We start from the raw sequence: 15,234 nt of genomic DNA, 5'->3' as shown, positions 1-15,234 counted from the left end.
GGAAAGGGGCGCCGTCAGTCCTTCAGGCGAACCCAGACCGGGGCATGATCGCTGGCTTTCTCCCGCCCGCGATAGGCCTTGTCCACCTGCGCATCGGCCAGCCGGTCGGCAGCAGTGGGCGAGAGCAGCAAATGGTCGATGCGGAAGCCTGCATCTCGTTGCCAGGCCCCGGCTTGATAATCCCAGAAGGTCCACACGCCGCCGAGCGGATGGCGGGCGGCCAGCGCATCGGTCCAGCCGTCGTTAAGCAGGGTCTTGTAGGCGGCGCGGCTCTCCGGCTGCATCAGTGCGTCGCTGGCCATGGCGGGCGGCGACCAGACATCGCGATCGAACGGGATGACATTATAATCGCCGGCCAGCACGGCGGGCACTTCCTCCGCCCAGATCTGCGCCGCACGGGCGCGCAGCCGCGCCATCCAGCGCAGCTTATACTCGAATTTGGGGCCGGGCACCGGGTTGCCATTGGGCAGATAGATGGAGGCGATGCGCACGCCGTTTACATCCGCCTCGATGTAGCGGCTGTGCTCGTCTTCCGGCTCGCCCTCGAGCCCGCGCGTCACTTCCTGCGGGGTGGCGCCCTTCGCCAAGATCGCGACGCCGTTAAAGCCCTTCTGGCCGTGCCAGATGGCGCCATAGCCAGCATCTTCGATATCCTTGATCGGGAAGCCTTCATCCTGCGTCTTGATTTCCTGCAGGCAGGCGACGTCCGGCTGGGTTTCCGTCAGCCACTCGACCAAGCGCGGCAGCCGCGCCTTGATGCCGTTGATATTGAAGGTCGCGATCCGCATGAACTAAAGCCCTTTTGCCGGCACCTGCCAGTGAGGGTCCGTCTTAGGGAGAAGCGGGGCGCTTCGACAAGCGCGTCCCGGCGCAAACGCTCAGAAAGTCAGACCGAGAAGCTGGTTCCGCAGCCGCAACCGGCGGTGGCATTGGGATTTTCCACCTTGAAGGCGGCGCCGCCGAGATTGTCCACAAAATCGACCACGCAGCCCCGCACCAGATCGAGGCTCATGGAATCGACGACCAGCTTCACGCCGTCCGTCTCGACCATCACATCGTCCGCCTCGGGCGCATCGGCCAAGCCGAAGCGATACTGGAAGCCGGAGCACCCCCCGCCTTCCACCGCGAGGCGGAGAATGGCCGGCTTGCTCTGGCGCTCGGCGATCCAGGCAACCCGCGCGGCGGCGGTGGGAGAGAGGCTGATATCCATGGCCGCTAGATAGGGCGCACCCGGCGCAACGGCAAGCGGCGGCCCGCAAGGGAGCCGCGTCGCGCTTGACAATAGAGAAGGAAACTCAGGACAGCCTGCTCACCCGAGCGGGCGAGCGGCGATCAACGATCGCGGTTGTCGGTGGGGCGGTTGGCTTCCGGGCCACCCATGGCGACCTGACGATCGCTGTGCTCCTTGGCCTCGGCCAGAGCCAGCTCGTAATTGGTGCCTTCCAGATAGGGCATCGGGTTCACGGCGCTGCCGGCGATGCGGACTTCATAGTGAAGGTGGCTGCCGGTCGAGCGACCGGTGGAGCCCATCAGGCCGATGAGCTGGCCGCGACGGACGCGCTCATTGGGCTGGGCGATCAGCTTGGACATGTGGCCGTAGCGGGTCTCGAGGCCGTTGCCATGGTTGATCTCGACGAGATTGCCATAGCCGTTCACCCACTGCGAGCGGCGCACGACGCCATCGGCCGTCGCATAGATCGGCGTGCCGATCGGGCCGGGAATGTCGATGCCCTGATGCATGCGAGCGCGGCCGTTAAACGGATCGCTGCGAGTACCGAAAGAAGAGGTGAGACGCACATCGTCGACCGGCTGGCGCGACGGGATGGAGGCCTTGCTGTCCGTGCTCTGCTCGGTGGACTGCTCCATCTGGACCATCGCCGAGAAGAGCGAGGCGAACTGGGCGTCGTGGCCGGCATCGGCCAGAGCAGGAGAGGCAACCATCAGACCGGCAATCGCCAGAATCTTCGCGGCAGCTTTGAGGACACCCTCTTTGGCGAAGGTCATAGCGCTCGAATCGATCATTTGGACCCCGTGATGGGCCGTGACCGACCCCTCAATGTATTTGTGTTTCCGGCTCATGTGAACCGGCTGGGGCTTTTCGAGCGAAGAACGGGTTAAGGCGCAAGAGGCAGGTAGAAATCGCGCGTCAAACCGGCCTGACTCCGCGCTGAGTCGTTGAACGGCGGCTTAACGGCACCGCGAAAGTGGCGCCGAACCAACATTTGGTAGCTTTCCTGCGGGTTTGCGCCGGATCGATTCATCGACCACAAAAACCATTTCGTCCCTGCGCCGACATGACGAACTTCGTCGTCAACGATTCGGGTCAGCATCCGCGCGGTCCGCTCATCGTTGAAATGCCTGAAACGCACGATGGTTTCCGGCGTGATGTCCAGCGCCCGCGCTTCCAGCACCATCGGCACGATGGCGAGGCGGGCCGCGACGTCATGTGCGGTTTCGATCGCGGCCTCCCACAGGCCGTCATGGGCGGGCAGATCGCCATAGGCGCTGCCCAGTTCCTCCAGCCGGCGCGCAAGCAAGGCGAAATGCATCGCCTCGTCGGCACCGACACGCAGCCAGTCGTCGGCAAAGTCGGGCGGGAAGTCCGCGCCAAAGCGTGCGATGAGATCGAAGGCCAGGTCGATGGCGACGAATTCGATATGCGCCAGCGCGTGAATCATGGCGATGCGGGCGCGCTCCGAGCCACCCTTGCCGCGCTTTGGCATGCGGTTGGGCGGCAGAAGCTCAGGGCGCTCGGGCCGACCGGGGCGGTCTGGCGGTGGCGTGTCGAACCGGTACGCGAGGCGCCCAAGCCGCCAGTCCCGCGCAGCCTTGCGCGCCGCCATCACCTTCTCGCGCGGATTGCTGCATTGCAGCACTGCAACGCAGGCCTCGCCCAAGGTAGCGGGTTCGGTCAGAGCCATTCCATCAGTGCCTTCCCGATGTAGAGCATGCCAATCGCGGTAACGATCCATGCTGTGTAGCGCCGGAAGTGGCCGTCGCTGATCCGGTCCAGCAGTCGCCCGCCCAGCATCGTGCCGACCATGGACAGCGGCACCGCGATGGCGAACACCCACCAGGGCGGCATGGCGCTCCGCCCCGCAAGCAGCATCGGCGTTCCGAACACGCCGATCTTCGCGATATGGCTGAAAACCTGTCCCGCCGCCTTGGTCGAAACGATCTGGTGGCGGGTCAGCGGGGTGCGGACGAAGAACACGTCCATCATCGGGCCGGCAACGCCCGCCGTCAGGTTGAGACCAGAGACAGTGAACCCGGCAAGGAAGGCGTGGGAGGGCCGGGATGCATCGAGAGCGATCCAGCGGCGGGGCAGCCAGACGACCAGCGGCACCAACCCGAGCAGCAGGAACAGCAAGGGTCGCGAGGGCGAGAAGCCGATCATCGCGACCACCGCACCTGCAGCAAAGACGCCCAGGGCATAAGTGCGCATGATCGGCCAGACGACATGTTCGCGATGCACCACCGCGCGCCAGCCATTGGCGACAAGCTGGAGGATGCCATGCGTGACGAAGGCCGCGGACACCGGCAGCAGGAAGGCGAGGATGCCCATCAGCAGCAATCCCCCCGCCATGCCGAAGATGCCGGAAAGAAACGCGGTGGCGAAGGCCGCGATTATGATCAGGACGCCCGTCATTGTCGGCGCGGTTAGCCGCTTTTGGTCGGCCCGTCACCCGCCTGCTTGCCCATCACCAACGCGCCGCCGCATCAGTCTTGCCGGGCGAGAACGACGCGCCTAGGGCGAAACCGTGTGACTGATCAATGATCGGTTCAGCACGGAGGGGACCAGCATGATGAGCGCGCAGCAGACAAGGGACCAACGGCCATGAGCGGCGGCACCTTTTCTCCGTTGCGCCACCGGACCTTCCTGCTGATCCTGCTCGGCAGCCTGTTCTCGCATTTCGGCAATGCCATCCAGTCCGTGGGCGCAGCCTGGCAACTCACCATCACGGGCCAGCCGGCCGACGTCATCGCCCTCGTCCAGAGCGCGACCAATCTGCCGATCATGCTACTGGCCCTGCCGGCCGGCGCGTGGGCGGACATGTTCGACAAGCGACTGGTGATGCTGGGCGCGCAGACCGGCATGGTCTCGCTTTCCGTCCTGCTGGCGGCGCTCGCCTTTGTTGGCACGACACCGCCGGGGCTGCTCATTGGCCTCACCGCCCTGCTCGCCTGCGGCGTGGCCTGCTTCAATCCGGCGCTGGCCTCCTCCATCGGCAGCATCGTGCCGCGCAACGAACTGGCGGCGGGCGTCGCGCTCAACATCCTCGCCTTCAACATCGCGCGCAGCCTTGGCCCGGCCATCGGCGGCGGTATCGTCGCACTGGGCGGCGCGAAGGCCGCCTTCGTCGTCAATGCCCTCTCCTATCTGATGGTCATCGTCATTCTGCTGCGCTGGCGCACCGCGCCGCCGGCGCCGGCCACAAGGCGCCCGCTGCTGACGGTGATCGGCGAGGGCTTCCGCTTTGCGCTTGGTTCCCCGGCGATCCGCACCGTGCTGGTCCGCGCCATCAGCTTCACGCTCGCCGGCAGCGCTGCCTGGGCGTTGATGCCGCTCGTTGCAACGCAGATGCTCGGCCGGGGATCGATGACCTTCGGCCTGCTCCTCGGCGCACTCGGCCTAGGCGCGGTGATCGGCGCGGCGAGCAGCACATGGTTCCGCCAGCGCTTCTCCAGCGAGGCGATCATCCGCGGCGCGGGGCTCCTCTATGGCGCGGTGTGCGTGTGCGTTGCGCTCGGCATCGGGCTGGTCCCCACGCTTGTGCTGCTGGTGATGGGCGGCGCCGGCTGGGTGCAGGCGCTCTCCGGCTTTGCCGTTGCCGGCCAAATGTGGTCGCCCGCCCCGCTTATCGGGCGCATTACCGCCATGGTGAGCAGCCTGACCTTCGGCGGGATCGCGCTGGGGAGCTGGCTCTGGGGCCATGTGGCGCAGGCCCATGGGGTTGCCAGCGCCCTGCTGTTCTCGGGCCTGGCGATGCTGGTTCTGCCGCTCATCGGCCTGATCTGGCCGATGCCCCGGCACGAGGGCGCCAAGCCCGCCTGAGGCGCTGCTTCCCCGGGGCCTCCCCCGCCCTCCTGCCCCACGCTCTTGCCGCCGCTGGCCCACGCGCCTAGGGAAGCAAGGGACCATGGCCGACCCCCGCATCATCGACATCGTGCTCGACGAGAAGACGATATTGTGGCGCAGCGCGGATGTGGAGCAGGAGCGACGGATCGCGATCTTCGACCTGCTGGAGGACAATCATTTCGCGCCGGTGCGCCAGCATGAGGACGGCTATGCCGGCCCATACCGGGTGTTTCTGCGCGTGGCGGACGGGCGGCTGGTGATCGAACTGCGGCGCACGGACGACAGCGCGCTGGAAGCGATCATCCTCGGCCTCGCCAGCCTGCGGCGCGCGATCCGGGATTATTTCGCGATTACGGAGAGCTATTATCAGGCGATCCGCCAGGCGACGCCGAGCCAGATCGAAACCGTCGACATGGCCCGGCGCGCCGTCCACAACGATGCCGCCGAATTGCTGCGCGGGCGGCTGGAGGGAAAGATCGACGTGGATTTCGATACCGCGCGGCGGCTGTTCACGCTGATCTGCGTGCTTCATATCCGCGCATAACGGGACTGACGAAACGACATGAGCACCACAAAGGCCAAGCGCACGACCGGCGCGCCGGGCGCCCGGCGCCGGCGGATCAAGGTGACGCCGCTACGCCTCTTCATGTTGCTGCTGGTGATCGGCGGCGGACTGGTGGCGGGCCTCTTCACGCTCGCCCGCAGCTGGACGCCCTCGGCCAAATATTTCCCCGTGCAAGGCATCACGCTGAGCGCGCAGAGCGGCACGATCAACTGGCGGATGGCCCGCGCGGCAGGTGCAGACTTCGTCTATTTGCGCGCCACCGATGGCGCGCGCGGGCGGGACAGCGCCTTTAATGATTATCTCGCCGGCGCGGTCGCCAACGACATGCGCCACGGCGCCATCCATCGTTATGATCTGTGCAGCAGCGCCTCGGCGCAGGCCACGCGGTTCATCGCCACCGTCCCGCGCGACCCCCAGATGCTGCCGCCGGTGGTGGAAATGGGCTTCGACCTGCCCTGCACAGCGCGGCCCAACCGCGATACGCTGCTGGCCGAGCTGAACACCTTCCTCAACCAGATCGAAACCCACGCCGCCAAGCCCGCTGTGATCCGCACCAGCCGCGAATTCGAGGCGGCCTATGACGTGGCCGGTGGCATCAACCGCACCTTGTGGGTGGACGGCGACTTCTTCGTGCCCGATTACACCACGCGTCCCTGGACGATGTGGACCGCCTCCACCTGGAAGCGGATCAACGGCATCGAGGGGCCGATCGAATGGAATGCGGTGCGGCAATGAGCGAAAAAGCGACCCGACAAGACCCGACGCCGCCAACCCCGGACGAACGCGCGCTGATCGACGCCGCGCGCGGCGCCATGGCGCAGGCCCATGCGCCCTACAGCCGCTTTGCGGTCGGCGCGGCCTTGCGGCTGACCGACGGGACGATCCTCACCGGCGCCAATTTCGAGAATGCGAGCTACGGCCTGTCGCTCTGCGCCGAGACCGTGGCCATCGCTGCCGCCAATGCGCAGGGGCAGCTACGGGATATCGCGGCCATCGCGGTGACGGGCGGCGCGATGGACGGCGGGGATGGCGGCATCATCACGCCCTGCGGTCGCTGCCGGCAGATCATCAAGGAGGCGCAGGATATGGGCGGGCGCCCGCTGACGATCCTGTGCGCCACGCCAGATGGCAGCGCCGTGCTGCGCCTTACGCTCGACGCGCTGCTGCCGCACGCCTTCGGCCCGGCCAATCTCGGCATCGGCCCGGGCTGATCCTCACCATATCATCGCCTCTGGCATTCGGCGCGGCGAGCGATTAGCAACGCCCCCATGGCCATACTCTCCGACAAATGGATTCGCCGTCAGGCGCAAGAAAACGGCATGATCGAGCCGTTCGTGGAAAGCCAGCGGCGCGAGGGCTGCATCAGCTACGGCCTCTCCTCTTACGGCTATGACGCGCGGGTGGCCGAGGATTTCAAGATCTTCACCAATGTCGACAGCGCCGTGGTGGACCCCAAGGACTTCGCCGCCAACAGCTTCGTCGACCGCAAGACGGACGTGTGCATCATCCCGCCCAACAGCTTCGCGCTGGCGCGGACGGTGGAATATTTCCGCATCCCGCGCGATGTGCTGGTGATCTGCCTCGGCAAATCCACTTATGCGCGCTGCGGCATCATCGTGAACGTGACGCCTCTGGAGCCGGGCTGGGAAGGCCATGTGACGCTGGAATTCTCCAACACCACGCCGCTACCCGCCAAAATCTACGCCAATGAAGGCGCCTGCCAGTTCCTGTTCCTGGAAGGCAATGAGCCGTGCGAGACGAGCTATGCCGACCGCGCCGGCAAATATATGGGCCAGCGCGGCGTGACGCTGCCCAAGCTCTGACGGGGGCCAACCTGTCGCCGGAAAGCTTTTGCTAAGCACGATTGCGCTGGCCGGATCGCGCCCGCTCGTTTTATATGGAGAGGCACATGTTTGGCCTCTTCAAATCCAAGTCAAAGCCTGAACCTCTGACCCATGCGCCAGACCTGGGCGAGGGCCGCCGCGTCTACGCGATCGGCGACATTCATGGCCGGCTGGATCTGCTGCTCGAACTTATCGACCTGATCGCTGCCGACGACCATAGCCGAGGCCCGACCGGCAGCACGCAACTGGTGTTCCTGGGCGATTATGTCGACCGCGGGCAGGATAGTAAGGGCGTGATCGACTATGTGCTGCAACTGCGCGACTGGTGGCCGAACATCCTCTGCCTGCGCGGCAATCATGAGGAAGTGTTCGCCATGGCCGTAGAGGGCGATGAGAGCGCGCTGCGCTTCCTCACCCGCATCGGCGGCCGCGAGACGCTCCTCTCCTATGGCGCGAGCGAGACCGATCTCGATACGATGACGCTGGGGGAACTGCGCGACTGGCTGACGAGCGCGGTGCCGGACACGCACCGCGCCTTCCTCGCCAGGCTGACGGACAAGGCGATCATCGGCAACTACGCCTTCGTCCACGCCGGCGTCCGGCCCGAAGTGCCGCTGGACGAGCAGGACGAAAAGGACCTGCGCTGGATCCGCGAGGAATTCCTGTTCTATGACGACCCGCACGATTATTTCATCGTCCATGGCCACTCGATTACCGAGGCGGTCGAGCAGCGCGAGAACCGGATGGGAATCGATACCGGGGCATACAAGTCCGGCGTGCTGACGGCGGCGGGACTTGAGGGCACGGAGCGCTGGTTTCTCTCCACCGGTAAATCGGGAGGCTAGGTCGGCTCCGTCAGGCAGAACGCAGACATTGCGATGAGTGCAGCCGGACTGCCCTCGCTTCTCGTCACCTACGGCTCCCCGCCGCTCCGTTCGTGTCGAGCGAAGTCGAGACACGGTGACACAGGCCTCGCGTGTCTCGACTTCAGCCAAAGGCTGAAGTTCATCCCGAGCGCTCGCCTGCGGGCAGTCGAAGGGCTCGACACGAACGGCGCGTCTGTTCTGAGCACATGATGCAATCGCACCGATGGTGCCATCGCCACGGGGTTGAGGCCGCGCGCAACTGCTTTAAAGGCTTCCGCTCACGCTCTACGAGCGCCTTGTCGGTCGCCGCGCGTGCCCGCCCGGCCGCGCGTGTCAGGAATTTGAATCACCATGAATTATCGCCATTCCTTCCATGCCGGCAACAGCGCCGATGTCGTGAAGCACAGCCTGCTGATCGCCCTCGTGCGGGCCTTGCAGCAAAAGCCGGGCGCCCTGACCCTGATCGATACCCATGCCGGCTGCGGGCTGTACGACCTTGGCAGCGAGCAGGCCCAACGCACTGGCGAGGCTGTGCACGGCGTGCTGCGCGCCTTTGCCGATCCGAACCCTTTGCTGAGCGACTATCGCGCCGCCGTGCAGGCGGTGAACGTGGGAGCCGAGCCGCGCCTCTACCCCGGATCGCCGCAGATTCTGGCGCAGCTTCTGCGCCCGCAGGATTTGCTGATCCTCAACGAAAAACATCCCGAAGACGCTTACTCCCTGCGCGGCGTAATGCGCGGCACGTCCGCCGCCGTGCACGAGCGCGATGCCTACGAGCTTTGGCTGGCGATGGTGCCGCCCCGCACCGCGCGCGGCGTGGTTGTGGTCGACCCGCCCTATGAGCAGACGGACGAACGCGCCCGCATCACCGCCACCCTCGCCGCCGCTCACCGCAAATGGGCGCATGGCGTGACGGTGATCTGGTACCCGCTCAAAGACCGCGCCACGCATCAGCGGTGGAGCGGGCAGCTCCGCAAGCTCCGCATTCCGAAATTCCTGCAGGTGGATCACTGGTTGTACGATGCCGACCAGCCGGGCATCTACAACGGCGCAGGGCTTTATATCGTCAACCCGCCCTACGCCTTTACGCAGGCGCTGCCGCCTCTGCTGGAAGCCCTGCGCGCCGCGTTGGCGCCGGAGGGGCATCGCGGCGAGATCATAGCCGATTGGTTGGGGGGTTAGGGTAAAATTCGATCCGGGGCGGCAGTGGGCCGAAAGTCGACGTTTTCCGGTGGGTCCGCGCAAGACCAGTCCTTCGATACGCTGCTTCGACAGGCTCAGCAGTTCCTCAGGACGAACGGAGGGAGTGGGGGCTACGGTGTCGTGCCCGGACAGGCAGCTTTTAGAGCAGAGGCAATTTGCCGCCGTTCGGATGACCGTGCTGGGTTTAGGAAGCAGTCTTAGCCCCTCCCCTTCAGAGGAGGGGTTGGGGTGGTGCAGCAACGCCTCGGTCACTCACTCCCATGCCCCCCCGCCCCTCCTGCGAGCCGCAGGCCAGCCAAGCTCCATAGGAGAGAAGGATCGTCCGGATGCCGTTTTCGGTCGCAGATGACGAGGCCGCTATTCCATCCAAGACTGCATCTGCCTGGCGCGCGCCGATCCAGTCGAGGTGCTTGTTCGCCCTGGGCTCCTGGCTTCGCAGGAGCACGGGGTGGTTTTTGGAGGTCGGGCGTGTCCGGTATAAGGGGCGTATAGTGTGCCCGCGTGCGGCTGGGTTTCTGCACCCCTATCCCGCGTCTGCCGGTTCCGTTGAGACCCACGCGCAGAAAAGGCCGACGGATCGCTCCGCCGGCCTTTGCCGTAAATCCCGTTCGCGGACTGAGGTCAGGCGACCTGCGCGGTTTCCAGTTCGTCGATGATCTCGTCGGGATCGCGCAGCACATAGCCACGGCCCCAGACGGTCTCGATGTAATTGTCGCCGCTGCATGCCAGGCTGAGCTTCTTGCGCAGCTTGCAGATGAACACGTCGATGATCTTGAGTTCCGGCTCGTCCATGCCGCCATAGAGATGATTGAGGAACATCTCCTTGGTGAGCGTGGTGCCCTTGCGGAGCGAGAGCAGCTCCAGCATCGCATATTCCTTGCCGGTCAGGTGGACGCGGTTGCCATCCACCTCCACGGTCTTGGCGTCGAGATTGACCGACAGCTTGCCGGTGCGGATGACGCTTTGCGAATGGCCCTTGGAGCGGCGGACGACGGCATGGATGCGCGCCACCAGCTCTTCCTTGTGGAACGGCTTGGTGACGTAATCGTCTGCACCGAAGCCGAAAGAGCGGACCTTGCTGTCCATCTCGGCAATGCCGGAGAGAATGAGGACCGGGGTCTGCACGCGCGATGCGCGGAGCTTCTTGAGCACGTCATAGCCGTGCATGTCCGGCAGGTTCAGGTCGAGGCAGATGATATCGTAATCGTAGAGCTTGCCGAGATCGAGGCCTTCTTCGCCCAGATCGGTCGTGTAGACGTTGAACCCCTCGGTGGTCAGCATCAGCTCGATAGCTTTGGCAGTCGTCGGTTCGTCTTCGATCAGCAACACGCGCATACACCAGCCCCTTTGCTCAGTTGGCCGGAGAGCTGCTCGTCACTCAATCCAACCACCAGTAACTATTAACCATATGAAGAGTGAACGCAAAAGGTTAATTTTACGTAAACTGGCCTGAAAGCACGAGTCGCGGGCCGTTTGCGTGCTTAATGGGGTGAGAATCAATGCGGCCCCCTCCGCCGGGGGCAAGTAAATGGAGCCCGTCCCTCCCTGCGTCTTCCCCCTGCGGACGATAGCGCCTAGGGAGGCACCATGTCCTTCACCCATGATCCCCGGAATAGCCGCAGAGGGTCGCCTGCCGGCGATCTGTCCCCCCTTACCGACCGGGTGATCTTCATGGATGGTGAGGCCATCGTGCTGGACAAGCCGGCGGGCCTGCCCGTCGACCGCCCGCGCGACGGCGCGCTGAGCCTGGAAAATCATCTCGACAGCCTGACCTTCGGCTTCCAGCGCTGGCCGGTGGCGGTGCATCGACTGGACCGGGACACCAGCGGCTGCCTGCTGCTCGCCCGTAATCCCAAGGCTGCCAAGCGCTTCACCCAGGCCTTCGAAGCGCGCGAGGTGGAGAAGGTCTATCTTGCCGTGCTGGACGGCGTGCCGGCGGAGCGCGAAGGGGTGATCGATCTGCCGCTGGGCAAGACCAGCACGCGCGAGGATGGCTGGCGGATGCAGCCGGACCCGAAGGGCAAGCCGGCCGTGACGCGCTGGCGCCTGCTGGAGGCGCGCGATGGCCGCGCCCTCGTGCAATTCCGCCCCGAAACCGGGCGCACGCACCAGCTGCGCGCGCATGCCCTGCACGGCCTTGGCCTCGGCATATTGGGCGACCGTTATTACCCCTCCGCACCACCCGGCGCGCCATGGGATGGCCGGATGCTGCTGCACGCGGTCAGCCTCAAGCTGCCCCGCCCAGGCAAGCCGCCCGTCGAGGCCGAAGCCCCACCGCCGGCGCCTTTTGCAGCGGCGGGCTTCGCCGATGCCCAGGCGCTTAACCGGGATGCGCCCTCACCGGCCGAGGGCTAACGGGGCTGGTCAGACCTGCGCCTTGAACGGCGTGAAGTCAGTCTGCTCATCATAGACGTCCAGCCCTTCGCGCCGCTTGAAGAAATTGACGGCGAGGTAGGTGACCGGCGTCAGCACCGCTTCCCAGCCTACTTTCAACGCCCAATTGGTGACCATCACGGTCAGCACCTGATCGGTGGACCACAGGCCATAAAAGGCCAGCGGATAGAAGAGCAGGCTGTCGACGCCCTGCCCGACGATGGTCGAGCCGATAGTGCGGGTCCACAGATGCTTGCCTTTGGTCAGCAGCTTCATCTTGGCGAGCACGAAGCTGTTGGTCAGCTCACCGGCCCAAAAGGCGAAGATCGAGGCGAAGACAATCCGCGGCACCTGGCCGAAGACCGACTCATAGGCTGCCTGCCCGTCCCAGCCGTCCGCCGGGGGCAGCGAGACGACCACCCAGCTCATCAGGGCCATGAACAGCATCGCGGCGAAGCCGGCCCAGATGCAGCGCCGGGCGCGGGCGTATCCATAGACTTCGGTCAGCACGTCGCCCAGCACATAGCCCAACGGAAAGAACAGGATGCCGGCACCGAAAGTAAAGCCCCACAGGCTTGCCAACTTGGCGGCGCCGATGACGTTGGAGAGCAGCAGCACCGCGACGAAGGCGGCCATCACGAAATCATAATATTGCAGCCTGTGCCCGGCGAGCGCGCTGGCATCGACATGAGCGATCGAATGGGGAGCGATCGAGGGCGGAGTCGCGGCGGACGCGACGTCGGAGGGAGCAGCCATGGCGCGGGACTATGCCGCGCGATATCGCGCCCTGCAATCGATCTTGCAGCCTCCTGCCCCCACCCAAAACCGCGCGCGGCATCGCTTTGCCATTGCCAGACGCCCGGCGATGCGGTTAGCGGATCGTTCCGTGGCCCCGTAGCTCAGCCGGATAGAGCATTCGCCTTCTAAGCGAATGGTCGCAGGTTCGAATCCTGCCGGGGTCGCCACTTCTTCCGTCGGCGCGGGCCAAGGCCGCGGAACTACGCCCGCGCCGCCTGTGCCTGAGCGCGCCGTCGCTTGGCGGCATAGAGCGCCTCGTCCGCCTCACGCATCAGCACTTCCATGTGGCTCTCCTCGGCGCGCGCGGTCGCGGTGCCGATGCAGGTGGAAATGCGGATGCGGTTGCCCTCGATGACGAAGGGCTGCGCGATGGCGCGGACGACGCGATCGGACAGCAGCGTGGCATCCTCCGCCTTATCGAGACCGAACTGCACGATGACGAACTCATCGCCGCCCAGCCGCGCCACGATATCCTCGCTGCGGATGGCGCTGCTCAGCCGCTTGGCGACCATCTGCAGCAGCGTATCGCCGGCGGCATGGCCGTGGGTGTCGTTCACCGGCTTGAACCCGTCGAGATCGAGATAGTGAACCGCCACGATCCCCTTTCCCCGCTTGAGGACCACGGCCTCATCGAACCGCTCGCGCAAGGCGAGGCGATTGGCGAGGTTGGTCAAAGGATCGCGCCGGGCCAATGATCCCGAGGTCAGCCGCTTGCTGATCCCCGTCACGGCAGACTCATGCCGCGTCGCCAGACTTTGCGCACCAGCATAGAGGAAGGCTAGAATGGAGGCGCCTGTGGCGATCGACATGGCATCGGCGCGAATAAAGGCGGCCAGAGCGGTGGGGAGGCTGGCCGCCAGCATGCCCGGCACGGCAACGGGGGGGCGCAGACCCGAACCGGCGGCGAGGCCGGCACAGAAGCCGACGACCAGACACACCATTAATGGCTGCCCGTCCGACTTCTGCAGGATGACAAGCCCGCTGAACAGGCCAAGCGCGAGGGCAAAGCTGAGCTGGGGTATGAGGAACATGAGCTCGAGCTGTCTGGCCCGGACCGGATGAAGGTCGCTGGCGAGCGCCTGTCCGCGCAAACGCAGCGTGACGATGATCCGCACCCCCATCGCCAGCACCCCGGCCACGCCGAGCGTCAGCGTGAGCCGGTCCCGCGTCTCGTTCACAATAAGGGCGACGCTGAGGGTAAAGGCGACCGCCATGATGGCAGACGGCGTCACATTGACGAACAGGCTGCGCACCAGTTCGACATACACCTTGTCTGCGAGCAGCACCTGCCGGTTGATCATTGGCCCTCTTCCCTGCCCCTTTGTACCAGCAAAACACACGGGCGCCGAGAATGTTCGCCGGGAGCCGGAAAAGACGGGAAATGCCAAGACGGCGCAGTGGTTCCCTACGCGCGGAGTTGGCGCGTTATCCGCGGATCAAGGTTCCGGCGGCCCGCAGGCTTTCGTCGCTATTGACCAGCATCGACCAGCCCTGCGCATGCTGCTGCTCAAGCAGGCGGCCGATCTCGCGATAGCCCTGCGCCAGCGGGTAGCGCTCGTATGCCTCCAGCCAGAGCCGCAGCAGCAGCCGCTCGCGACCGGGCGTGTTGGTAAAGCCGGTGCGCGAGTGCATCACCCGGAAATTGTGCCAGAAGATCATCTCGCCCGGCTGCAGGGTGAAGGATACCTTTAACTCCGGTCGCGCCGCCATGCGCATCAGGACGCGCAACGCCTCCACGAAACGCTCCGGCACCGGCTCGCCCCTGATCTGCGCGGCCTGCACGATGAACAGCACGTAATTGTAGATGCCGATATGCCCGTCGATCACGGAGAAGCTGGGCACCTTGTAATGGGTGACGCTCTCCAGGCTTGTCGGGTAATAATAGCCCTCCTCCAGCACCGCCAGAACGTCCGGTCGCTCCGCCTGGATCGCCGCATAGACGGCGGCAGCACTGACCAGCCCGCTTACCCCGCCCTCCGGCGAGGTGACGACGGAAGCCAGGCTGAGGATCTCGTGATAGTCGGTGTGCGGCCCGAGCTCGGTATCGTTGAGATAGCCGCGCCGTTCGGGATTGGGCTCCTTGCGCACCAGCCCGATGCGATCGTGGCGCGCGCTCTGTTCGACCGCGCGGCCCAGATGCGTGCCAAGACCGAAGTGCAGGCGCTGGAACGCTTCCAGGTCGTAGCGCGCGATGTCGATCCCGCTCAGCAACACGGCGCCGCGCCCGGCCATCAGGTCGTAATTCACCGCTGCCATCAGGCTCGCGATCGCCGGCGCGCCGAAATCCTCCCGCGTAACGGATGTTGGCGCGCGGCCCTGCGTGGCGCGGACGGCAGCGTCGAGCGCGTCGAGTTGCGCCGGTCCCAGCCGCCGGGTCAGGCCCTCGGCACCCCCGCCGAGCGTGCCGGTCCATGCGCCGGAGGGCTTGCCGAGACGGGTCAGTTCGCTCGGGTCGGGGCGGGATAGGGTCGCGCTGTCAGTCATCAATACTCTCAATTCACGGGA

17 protein-coding genes and 1 tRNA gene are annotated in these 15,234 nt (G+C 65.4%); 9 read left to right on the top strand and 9 right to left on the bottom strand.

Annotation, left to right across the window (positions count from 1 at the left end; genetic code table 11):
* Positions 1-14: 14 nt before the first annotated feature.
* The 5 genes from xth to M2343_RS16150 form a co-directional block, all read right to left on the bottom strand.
* Positions 15-788, bottom strand: a complete 774-nt coding sequence (gene xth, locus M2343_RS16170) for an exodeoxyribonuclease III (RefSeq protein ID WP_264571238.1) — start codon at positions 786-788, stop codon at positions 15-17.
* A 98-nt stretch (positions 789-886) separates the two neighbouring features.
* Entirely contained in the window at positions 887-1,210 is a 324-nt protein-coding gene (gene erpA, locus M2343_RS16165) for an iron-sulfur cluster insertion protein ErpA (RefSeq protein WP_181560559.1), read from the bottom strand.
* Between the two features lie 122 nt (positions 1,211-1,332).
* Complete coding sequence (locus M2343_RS16160; protein ID WP_264603910.1) at positions 1,333-2,022, bottom strand: M23 family metallopeptidase; 690 nt, start codon at positions 2,020-2,022, stop codon at positions 1,333-1,335.
* Between the two features lie 92 nt (positions 2,023-2,114).
* Positions 2,115-2,921, bottom strand: coding sequence for a ferritin-like domain-containing protein (locus M2343_RS16155; protein ID WP_264577416.1), 807 nt, complete (start codon positions 2,919-2,921; stop codon positions 2,115-2,117).
* Positions 2,912-3,649 carry a sulfite exporter TauE/SafE family protein gene (locus M2343_RS16150; RefSeq protein WP_264577415.1) on the bottom strand — a complete coding sequence of 246 codons (738 nt, stop codon included), beginning with the start codon at positions 3,647-3,649 and terminating at the stop codon, positions 2,912-2,914. The genes M2343_RS16155 and M2343_RS16150 overlap by 10 nt, the downstream gene beginning before the upstream one ends.
* A 189-nt stretch (positions 3,650-3,838) precedes the next feature.
* Here M2343_RS16150 and M2343_RS16145 point away from each other — a divergent pair, with 189 nt between their 5' ends.
* The 7 genes from M2343_RS16145 to M2343_RS16115 all read left to right on the top strand — a co-directional run bounded on the left by M2343_RS16145 (position 3,839) and on the right by M2343_RS16115 (position 9,537).
* Entirely contained in the window at positions 3,839-5,056 is a 1,218-nt protein-coding gene (locus M2343_RS16145) for an MFS transporter (protein WP_264577414.1), read from the top strand.
* Between the two features lie 85 nt (positions 5,057-5,141).
* Entirely contained in the window at positions 5,142-5,624 is a 483-nt protein-coding gene (locus tag M2343_RS16140) for a UPF0262 family protein (protein WP_181560564.1), read from the top strand.
* Between the two features lie 18 nt (positions 5,625-5,642).
* On the top strand, positions 5,643-6,380 hold the full coding sequence (locus tag M2343_RS16135) for a glycoside hydrolase family 25 protein (RefSeq protein ID WP_264577413.1): 738 nt from the start codon (positions 5,643-5,645) through the stop codon (positions 6,378-6,380).
* Entirely contained in the window at positions 6,377-6,856 is a 480-nt protein-coding gene (locus M2343_RS16130; protein WP_264577412.1) for a cytidine deaminase, read from the top strand. The genes M2343_RS16135 and M2343_RS16130 overlap by 4 nt, the downstream gene beginning before the upstream one ends.
* Positions 6,857-6,913: 57 nt before the next feature.
* Positions 6,914-7,468, top strand: a complete 555-nt coding sequence (gene dcd, locus M2343_RS16125) for a dCTP deaminase (protein ID WP_181560566.1) — start codon at positions 6,914-6,916, stop codon at positions 7,466-7,468.
* 86 nt (positions 7,469-7,554) lie between these two features.
* The gene (locus M2343_RS16120) at positions 7,555-8,334 is read left to right on the top strand and encodes a metallophosphoesterase family protein (protein WP_264577411.1); all 780 of its coding nucleotides are present in this window, start codon (positions 7,555-7,557) and stop codon (positions 8,332-8,334) included.
* 372 nt (positions 8,335-8,706) lie between these two features.
* Positions 8,707-9,537 (top strand): 23S rRNA (adenine(2030)-N(6))-methyltransferase RlmJ, encoded by an 831-nt coding sequence (locus tag M2343_RS16115; RefSeq protein WP_264577410.1) that lies wholly within the window; start codon positions 8,707-8,709, stop codon positions 9,535-9,537.
* Between the two features lie 642 nt (positions 9,538-10,179).
* Here M2343_RS16115 and ctrA read toward each other — a convergent pair.
* Positions 10,180-10,893 carry a response regulator transcription factor CtrA gene (gene ctrA, locus M2343_RS16110; RefSeq protein ID WP_181560569.1) on the bottom strand — a complete coding sequence of 238 codons (714 nt, stop codon included), beginning with the start codon at positions 10,891-10,893 and terminating at the stop codon, positions 10,180-10,182.
* A gap of 336 nt (positions 10,894-11,229) precedes the next feature.
* On the opposite strand from ctrA, the gene M2343_RS16105 reads away from it, so the two are divergent.
* Complete coding sequence (locus M2343_RS16105) at positions 11,230-11,913, top strand: RluA family pseudouridine synthase (protein ID WP_264577591.1); 684 nt, start codon at positions 11,230-11,232, stop codon at positions 11,911-11,913.
* A gap of 9 nt (positions 11,914-11,922) precedes the next feature.
* Here M2343_RS16105 and M2343_RS16100 read toward each other — a convergent pair whose 3' ends face one another.
* Positions 11,923-12,687: a queuosine precursor transporter gene (locus tag M2343_RS16100; RefSeq protein WP_413716030.1), complete on the bottom strand. Its 765-nt coding sequence runs from the start codon at positions 12,685-12,687 to the stop codon at positions 11,923-11,925.
* A gap of 132 nt (positions 12,688-12,819) precedes the next feature.
* On the opposite strand from M2343_RS16100, the gene M2343_RS16095 reads away from it, so the two are divergent.
* A tRNA-Arg gene (locus M2343_RS16095) sits at positions 12,820-12,896 on the top strand.
* 33 nt (positions 12,897-12,929) lie between these two features.
* On the opposite strand, the gene M2343_RS16700 is transcribed toward M2343_RS16095, so the two are convergent.
* Positions 12,930-14,030, bottom strand: coding sequence for a diguanylate cyclase domain-containing protein (locus tag M2343_RS16700; RefSeq protein ID WP_181560572.1), 1,101 nt, complete (start codon positions 14,028-14,030; stop codon positions 12,930-12,932).
* Between the two features lie 124 nt (positions 14,031-14,154).
* The gene (locus M2343_RS16085; protein WP_264577409.1) at positions 14,155-15,213 is read right to left on the bottom strand and encodes a TauD/TfdA family dioxygenase; all 1,059 of its coding nucleotides are present in this window, start codon (positions 15,211-15,213) and stop codon (positions 14,155-14,157) included.
* Between the last annotated feature and the right edge of the window lie 21 nt (positions 15,214-15,234).

This window comes from Sphingobium sp. B8D3B, from assembly GCF_025961875.1.
Taxonomy (GTDB): Bacteria; Pseudomonadota; Alphaproteobacteria; order Sphingomonadales; family Sphingomonadaceae; genus Sphingobium.
The sequence above is the reverse complement of the archived record's forward strand: the minus strand, read 5'-3'. Positions and strand labels throughout refer to the sequence as shown.

Excerpts from the sequence above, each read along its gene's own strand:
- M2343_RS16100 (WP_413716030.1), bottom strand. The coding sequence starts at position 12,687 with ATGGCTGCTCCCTCCGACGTCGCGTCCGCCGCGACTCCGCCCTCGATC.
- M2343_RS16115 (WP_264577410.1), top strand. The coding sequence starts at position 8,707 with ATGAATTATCGCCATTCCTTCCATGCCGGCAACAGCGCCGATGTCGTG.
- M2343_RS16135 (WP_264577413.1), top strand. The coding sequence starts at position 5,643 with ATGAGCACCACAAAGGCCAAGCGCACGACCGGCGCGCCGGGCGCCCGG.
- M2343_RS16700 (WP_181560572.1), bottom strand. The coding sequence starts at position 14,030 with ATGATCAACCGGCAGGTGCTGCTCGCAGACAAGGTGTATGTCGAACTG.
- dcd (WP_181560566.1), top strand. The coding sequence starts at position 6,914 with ATGGCCATACTCTCCGACAAATGGATTCGCCGTCAGGCGCAAGAAAAC.
- M2343_RS16130 (WP_264577412.1), top strand. The coding sequence starts at position 6,377 with ATGAGCGAAAAAGCGACCCGACAAGACCCGACGCCGCCAACCCCGGAC.
- M2343_RS16105 (WP_264577591.1), top strand. The coding sequence starts at position 11,230 with ATGGATGGTGAGGCCATCGTGCTGGACAAGCCGGCGGGCCTGCCCGTC.
- M2343_RS16120 (WP_264577411.1), top strand. The coding sequence starts at position 7,555 with ATGTTTGGCCTCTTCAAATCCAAGTCAAAGCCTGAACCTCTGACCCAT.
- M2343_RS16155 (WP_264577416.1), bottom strand. The coding sequence starts at position 2,921 with ATGGCTCTGACCGAACCCGCTACCTTGGGCGAGGCCTGCGTTGCAGTG.
- M2343_RS16150 (WP_264577415.1), bottom strand. The coding sequence starts at position 3,649 with ATGACGGGCGTCCTGATCATAATCGCGGCCTTCGCCACCGCGTTTCTT.
- ctrA (WP_181560569.1), bottom strand. The coding sequence starts at position 10,893 with ATGCGCGTGTTGCTGATCGAAGACGAACCGACGACTGCCAAAGCTATC.
- M2343_RS16160 (WP_264603910.1), bottom strand. The coding sequence starts at position 2,022 with ATGATCGATTCGAGCGCTATGACCTTCGCCAAAGAGGGTGTCCTCAAA.
- M2343_RS16145 (WP_264577414.1), top strand. The coding sequence starts at position 3,839 with ATGAGCGGCGGCACCTTTTCTCCGTTGCGCCACCGGACCTTCCTGCTG.
- xth (WP_264571238.1), bottom strand. The coding sequence starts at position 788 with ATGCGGATCGCGACCTTCAATATCAACGGCATCAAGGCGCGGCTGCCG.
- M2343_RS16085 (WP_264577409.1), bottom strand. The coding sequence starts at position 15,213 with ATGACTGACAGCGCGACCCTATCCCGCCCCGACCCGAGCGAACTGACC.
- M2343_RS16140 (WP_181560564.1), top strand. The coding sequence starts at position 5,142 with ATGGCCGACCCCCGCATCATCGACATCGTGCTCGACGAGAAGACGATA.
- erpA (WP_181560559.1), bottom strand. The coding sequence starts at position 1,210 with ATGGATATCAGCCTCTCTCCCACCGCCGCCGCGCGGGTTGCCTGGATC.